The organism is Aquifex sp., assembly GCF_056494385.1.
In genome coordinates this window covers 1-6,084 of the sequence record NZ_JBSLZM010000004.1, presented here as the reverse complement: position 1 = coordinate 6,084, position 6,084 = coordinate 1, and the positions used below count along the sequence as shown (strand labels likewise).

The 6,084-nt window shown below is 39.0% G+C and carries 7 protein-coding genes; 3 read left to right on the top strand and 4 right to left on the bottom strand.

Annotation, left to right across the window (positions count from 1 at the left end):
• The 4 genes from ACWB1W_RS00300 to coaBC all read right to left on the bottom strand — a co-directional run.
• Nucleotides 1-1,193 (bottom strand): N-6 DNA methylase family protein (locus ACWB1W_RS00300; RefSeq protein ID WP_479369395.1); only part of this gene is annotated, 1,193 nt, incomplete at its 3' end.
• A gap of 27 nt (nt 1,194-1,220) precedes the next feature.
• Nucleotides 1,221-1,580 carry a holo-ACP synthase gene (acpS, locus tag ACWB1W_RS00295; protein WP_479369394.1) on the bottom strand — a complete coding sequence of 120 codons (360 nt, stop codon included), beginning with the start codon at nt 1,578-1,580 and terminating at the stop codon, nt 1,221-1,223.
• Entirely contained in the window at nt 1,577-2,440 is an 864-nt protein-coding gene (locus tag ACWB1W_RS00290; protein WP_479369393.1) for an SDH family Clp fold serine proteinase, read from the bottom strand. Before ACWB1W_RS00290 ends, acpS begins: the two co-directional genes overlap by 4 nt.
• A 1-nt stretch (nt 2,441) precedes the next feature.
• Nucleotides 2,442-3,611 carry a bifunctional phosphopantothenoylcysteine decarboxylase/phosphopantothenate--cysteine ligase CoaBC gene (gene coaBC / locus ACWB1W_RS00285; protein WP_479369392.1) on the bottom strand — a complete coding sequence of 390 codons (1,170 nt, stop codon included), beginning with the start codon at nt 3,609-3,611 and terminating at the stop codon, nt 2,442-2,444.
• Nucleotides 3,612-3,664: 53 nt separating this feature from the next.
• Here coaBC and ACWB1W_RS00280 point away from each other — a divergent pair, with 53 nt between their 5' ends.
• From ACWB1W_RS00280 to ACWB1W_RS00270, 3 genes are all read left to right on the top strand, one after another.
• A complete protein-coding gene (locus tag ACWB1W_RS00280) occupies nt 3,665-4,543 on the top strand; it encodes a hypothetical protein (protein WP_479369391.1) in 879 nt (292 codons plus the stop codon).
• Nucleotides 4,544-4,661: 118 nt separating this feature from the next.
• On the top strand, nt 4,662-5,774 hold the full coding sequence (locus ACWB1W_RS00275; protein ID WP_479369390.1) for an HD domain-containing protein: 1,113 nt from the start codon (nt 4,662-4,664) through the stop codon (nt 5,772-5,774).
• Nucleotides 5,738-6,084, top strand: a 347-nt coding sequence (locus ACWB1W_RS00270; protein ID WP_479369389.1) for a transglutaminaseTgpA domain-containing protein, incomplete at its 3' end; no start/stop codon positions are given. The genes ACWB1W_RS00275 and ACWB1W_RS00270, both read left to right, overlap by 37 nt.

Below are 6,084 nucleotides of genomic sequence, written 5' to 3'. Positions count from 1 at the left end.
TCAAAATTTAGATTTATTAGAGAATTTTCTCTTAATAAATGGTAAATATCTCCCATCCATGGATAAGCTCTATGGTCATATGCAGCACCTAATTGTTTATCCCCTCTAAAACCCAATCCCACAACTATGTGAGGTTTATCAAAAAAGCTTCTAAGCTTCGTCTTTTTACTTTTATCTATCCAGTACCCTGTAATAGGTTCGTAAATAATTCTACCTACTTTTAAGTTTTTACCATTAAGAATAGGAAGTAAATTCTCATCTTTAGGATTAGCATCTAAATTAATAACATATGGATTATTTTTTATTTCTGGTGTTCGTGGTGATATTTTAACCGTATATATCTCACCTAATTTATAGCTACATATTTTATCAACTAATTTACTAAACTCTGATGAGAATAATACAATTTCACCGTTCCAGTGATTATTTTCAGAAATTAATATCAATTTATTATCTTTATATTCAAAAAGTTTCAATTTTTTAGCATCCAATTTTGTTTTTGTAAATTTAAGTATAACCGTTGTTATATTTGCATCAGGCTTAAAAACACCATTTCCCATATATATGATTTCAGTTTTCCCATTACGTGAAAGAAATCTGCGAAGCTTTTTAAATTCATCTAATATCATAAATGTAGCAGGAACTATAAAAATAAGTTGTCCATTATCTTTTAATAATTTTACAGATTTTTCTATAAATGCTCCATAAACATTGTATTTTCCATACCATGTTTCATAAATTTGTTTATATTTTTGTTTAGTTTCATTGTCCACCCGTATAGTATAGTGGTCAGATGGACTAGGTATTCCATAGGGCGGATTTCCTATAATTAAATCAAAACGGTCTTTCGTATTCCATAACAAATAATCCCCAGAAACTATATTTATCCCTTGGGTAAAACCAAGAGAACGGGCATATTCAATCATATCATCATTTATTTCTATGCCTATTTTAACATTAGCACGCTTAAATATGTTTTCTTTTTTCCTTTTTAAACCTACTAAAAATTGACATGCTCCACATGCAGGTTCCAGAATTTTAATCTCATTGCTATCACTTACGTTAAGTTTTTTCTCATCTATTAAATCTATCATTAAATCTACGACCCACTGAGGTGTAAAAAAAATACCTAGTTTTTTTCTAGTGTGTTTTAGTTTTTTATTTAACCTTTCTACAATTTCTTTTATCATCATAATGATATTATTTTACGCTTGCATTTATTACTTTATCACAGCAACCGCTACCGAGTAATCCCTTTCGTGGGAAAGGGAAAGGAAAATGCGTCTTTCTTTTAAAAGCTCCCGGGCTTCTTTTCTGTGGATTATTACCGTGGGGGGTCTTCCTCTGTTTCCGAGAACCTCAATCTCTTTAAACCTCAGGAGAACTCCGAACTCCGTATAAAAGGCCTTCAGGATTGCCTCCTTTGATGCCCACCTTGCTGCAAGGCACTGGAAAGGAAAACGCTGGGAAAAGCAGTAATCAAGTTCCCTCTGCGTATAAATCCTCTTTAAAAATTTTTCCCCGAATCTCTTTACTGCTTCTTCGATCCTTTCGTTCTTCACTATGTCCACACCTATCATTTCGCATTCTGCTGTTGCGGTGACTTGTAGGGAACGGGTATATACTGAACTGAAGGAGGTTGTGAACCCATAGGTTGCTCGTAGAGCTCCATAAGTTCGTAAACCTCCTTAGGAACATCAGTATTGACGGGAAGTCCGAGCTTTTTCAGATGTTCTACGGTTATGGGATAATCGTGGGTGTATTTTCCGGTAGCCAGTTCTTCCGCTATCTTTCTTGCCTTTTCCTCTTCCAATCCGTTTTTCGTAAGAAGCTCAACCAGGTAATCAACCATCTGTTTTATAGCCTTTTCCGATACGTCCGCCAGAATAAGTGTCTGGTCATCAATGTCCTTTGGTTCTTTTTTTTCAAGAACTTTCAGTATTGAGGCGGCGGGCATGTTTCCTATCTGGGGGTCTACTGGTCCTAAAACCGCATTTTCGTCCATGATTATCTCGTCTGCGGCAAGGGCTATTAGTGTTCCCCCGCTCATAGCGTAGTGGGGGATTATTACCCTCACGGGTGCCTTGTGCTTTACGAGAGCGTTAGCTATCTGTGTAGCTGCAAGGGCGAGACCTCCCGGTGTGTGTATTATAAAGTCTATTGGCATATCGTCGGGTGTCATCCTTATAGCTCTTAAAACCCTTTCGCTGTCCTCAATAGTTATAAACCTGAATACGGGGATTCCAAAAAAGCCTATCTGTTCCTGTCTGTGAATCATCGTTATTACTCTGCTCTTTCTTTTTTCCTCAAGTTTCCTTATTATGTCTTCCCTTGCCCTTATAAGGGCCATTCTCTTATACCAAGGAGAGAGAAGTATAAAGACAAATAGTAAGAACCATAAAAGACTGAACAAATACGAAAACGGGTCGTAGTAAGGCATCTCAACCACCTCCCTTTAGAAACCTATTCACTATGTATTCTACTATGAATTTTGCACTCTCCGGCTTCGTCGGGAATGAGAATTCCCTCACCTCTTCACGGGTTATTATGTATCCCTTGTGGTGTTTCTTCCCCATAACCTCGGAAGGATTTGCCACTATAAGGTCTAAGTTCTTCTCAAGAAGCTTTTTTCTTGCGTAATCAATTATATTTTCCGTCTCAAGGGCAAAGCCGACGAGTATCTGGTTAGTTTTCTTTTCACCGAGCTCCTTCAGTATATCCGGATTTTTAACGAGTTCAATAGTTAAACTCTCCCTTTTCTTTATCTTGCTTTTCTTGAACTCCTTTGGTTTGAAGTCGGAAACCGCAGCGTTCATTATGACTATATCCGAACTTTCAAAGCTCCCAAGAACCTCTTTTCTCATCTCTTCCGCGGTTTTTACCCTTTTGATTTCTACCTCGGGGGGTTCTTCTGCGGTTGTAAAACCGGCAACAACTTTAACCTCTGCACCCTTCCACCTACAAACCCTTGCAAGGGAAAAGCCCATCTCTCCGCTTGACTCGTTTGATATGAACCTTACAGGGTCTATATATTCCCTCGTAGCCCCGCAGGTTATTAGAATCTTCTTTCCTTTCAGACTTTTCTCCTCAAGGGCATAATTTACCCAGTCCTTCAGCCTCTTGGGGCTTGCGAGCTTTCCCTCACCAACCTCCTCACAGGCAAGAATACCGAACTCGGGTTCTATTATCACATGTCCCCGTTCCCTTAACTTTTTTAAGTTTTCTTTCAGGGGTTCTGACCTGTACATAACCGTGTTCATAGCGGGAGCTATGAAGAGCTTCCTTCCGTATGCCAGAACGGTCGTCGTTAAAAGGTTATCCGATATGCCATTAGCTATTTTTGAAATCGTGTTTGCTGTTGCAGGGGCTATCAGGAAAACGTCTGCCCACCTTGCGAGGTTTATATGAGCAAGAGGTTCATCCTCCCACACCTTTTCGGTATAAACCCTCTCACCGCTTAAGGTGTGAAAGGTAAGAGGAGAAACGAACTTTTCCGCAAAAGGTGTCATTAAAACCTTTACCTTATGTCCTTCCCTCTTTAGCTCTCTTATGAGCTCGCAAACTTTATAGGACGCTATTCCCCCGCATACACCAATTAAGACGTTAGCCATAGAGGAAAAATTTAACGCTTGAACGAGGCTTTTTCTAAATCTAAATTAAGTTTATGCTCCGTATATGGGAAGAGCTTGACAGGCTTGAGAACCTCTTTCTTGAGTTACTTGACGACCCCTATAAAAAAGAAGTTCTCCTGTATCCTATATGCTACTGCCAGCAGGTGAGAAGGAGCGGAGAGTTTGAGATACCCTTAGAAAAAGTTCTTTACTGTGCGGAAAAACCTTACAAACTCGTAGGGGGGGATTGGAGGGACATATTTCTTGAGCTCGGAGTTTTTTACGTAAAAGCACCAAACGGTGAGATTTTTCAAGGCAAGGATATATTGAGGATAAAGGATAAAGAGAGGCTTAAGGTAGGACTTATTCAAAACTATAGGGAAGACTTTTACGGCTTTTATACGAGGCTTTTAAAATACTGGTCCGTTCTGAGTTCAAAGTCCTTTTACGGCAACAACCCGAACCCGGAAACCTCAACGAGAATGCTTGTCTTAACCTTTAACGAAAAGCTATACAAGGAAAGTAAGTATTACGCCGAACTCCTTTGCGGAAGGTATTCCGAGGAAAAGGATTTCTTTGAAGCACTTAAGCTCTTATCCGAGTTTTACATGGAGCACAAAAACGAGCAGAGCACTAAAGATAAGCTAAAAAAAGTCCTCAAGCTTTTAAAATCCTTTGAAACTTTTTACACCGTTGACGTTAAAAAGCTTAGAAAGGATATTGAAAAACTAATTAACGGAGACGTAAAACCTATAACTATATCTTTTGTCAGGGAGAGAAGGAGAAGAAAAAGGGGATTATTATCAAGAATTTGGAACTTTATAAAATCTTTAGGAGGTAGGAAATGGAGTTCAGCCAGCTCAGAAGCGGACTATTACTATTTCATAGAAACCTTGTTGAGAAAGCACAAACGGCAACCGATGACGAACTGAAAGAGCTCTACACCCGGGCGGCAAAATACCTATGGGAAGTTATAAAGAACCTTGAAGAGTTCGATAGAACCATGAAGGAGATAAAGAAAAGGGAGAGCAGCTCTCTAAACCCTAACTGATGAAGGAGTTCTCTGACCCACTTTACGGGTTTGTAAAGCTTAACCCTCTTGAGCTCTCACTTGTTGATTCCCTTCCGTTCCAGAGACTGAGATACGTAAAACAGCTGGGGGTAGCTTACCTCGTTTTCCCTTCCGCCCAGCACACTCGTTTTGAGCACTCCCTGGGTGTTCTTTACACGACCGATAAGATAGCTAACAGCCTGGGTATGAAAGAGATAAAACTTCTCAGGCTTGCGGGACTTCTTCACGATGTGGGACATCCGCCTTTTTCCCATACAACGGAGGTTCTCCTTCCCGAGGAGAAAACCCACGAAGACTTTACCGAAAGGGTAATTAGGGAAACGGAGATTTACGATATCCTTAGGAAAGAACTTTCCGAAGAGGATATAGATAAACTCATAAGAATTACTTTAGGAAAACCAAATAGCGAAGAAGAAAGACTTCTTTCGGACGTGATTACGGGAGAGTTCGGCTCGGATAGACTTGATTACCTAAGGAGAGATGCGTACTTTTGCGGAGTTTCTTACGGCTTTTTTGATTACGAAAGACTTGTAAACACCCTATCCTATGAGGAAAACACCCTGGTTGTTGACGAAAGCGGTCTGAGAGCCCTTGAAAACTTCCTAATCTCCCGATACTTTATGTATATCCAGGTTTACTTTCATAAGGTTGTCCGAATTCTCAGTATACACCTCGTTGAGTTTATAAAGAAACTTTTTAAACACGAGGACTTCAGGGATATAAGAAATTACCTCAAGATAAATGACGCAAACGTTGTAGCGAAGATTTTTGAAAGGGAAGAGTATAGAGAAGACTTTTACAGGATATTCGGAAGAAAACATTTCAAGACGTTTCTCTCAACTTCGGATAAAAGTGTTTATCAGGAAGTAAAAAGGGATATTTTAAAGGTAGCTCCCGAGGATAAGGTGAGGTTCGACGAAGTAAAAAAAGAAGTTTACACAGGAAACGTTTACGTAAAAACGGAAAAAGGTATACTAAAAGCACACGAGGTTTCTCCTCTCATCGCGTCGTTAAAACCGATAGAAGTTTATAGAATCTATGTAGACAGGTCGGTATGGAAGGATTTAGAATCTCTGCGAAAAAACTTATAGTTCTTTTACTTTACACGGAAGTTATACTTTCCATTTTTTCTTTATACGATATCTCCGATAAAACAGTTATCTTATTTACTTTTTTATCATTTATCCTCGGAATTTTAAACGACTTTAAAGATATAATGAGCCTTCCCAGGTTTATCCTTAATATACTTGCTATCCTCGCAATGATATTTTTCTTGAGTCCTATATCCCTTGATAACTTAATAGAGCCGATTTCTAACACACTCTTATTTCTTACCTCTATAAAGCTACTTGAAAGTAAGAACATTAGGGATTTTTACCAGATTTTGCTCCTATCCTTTTT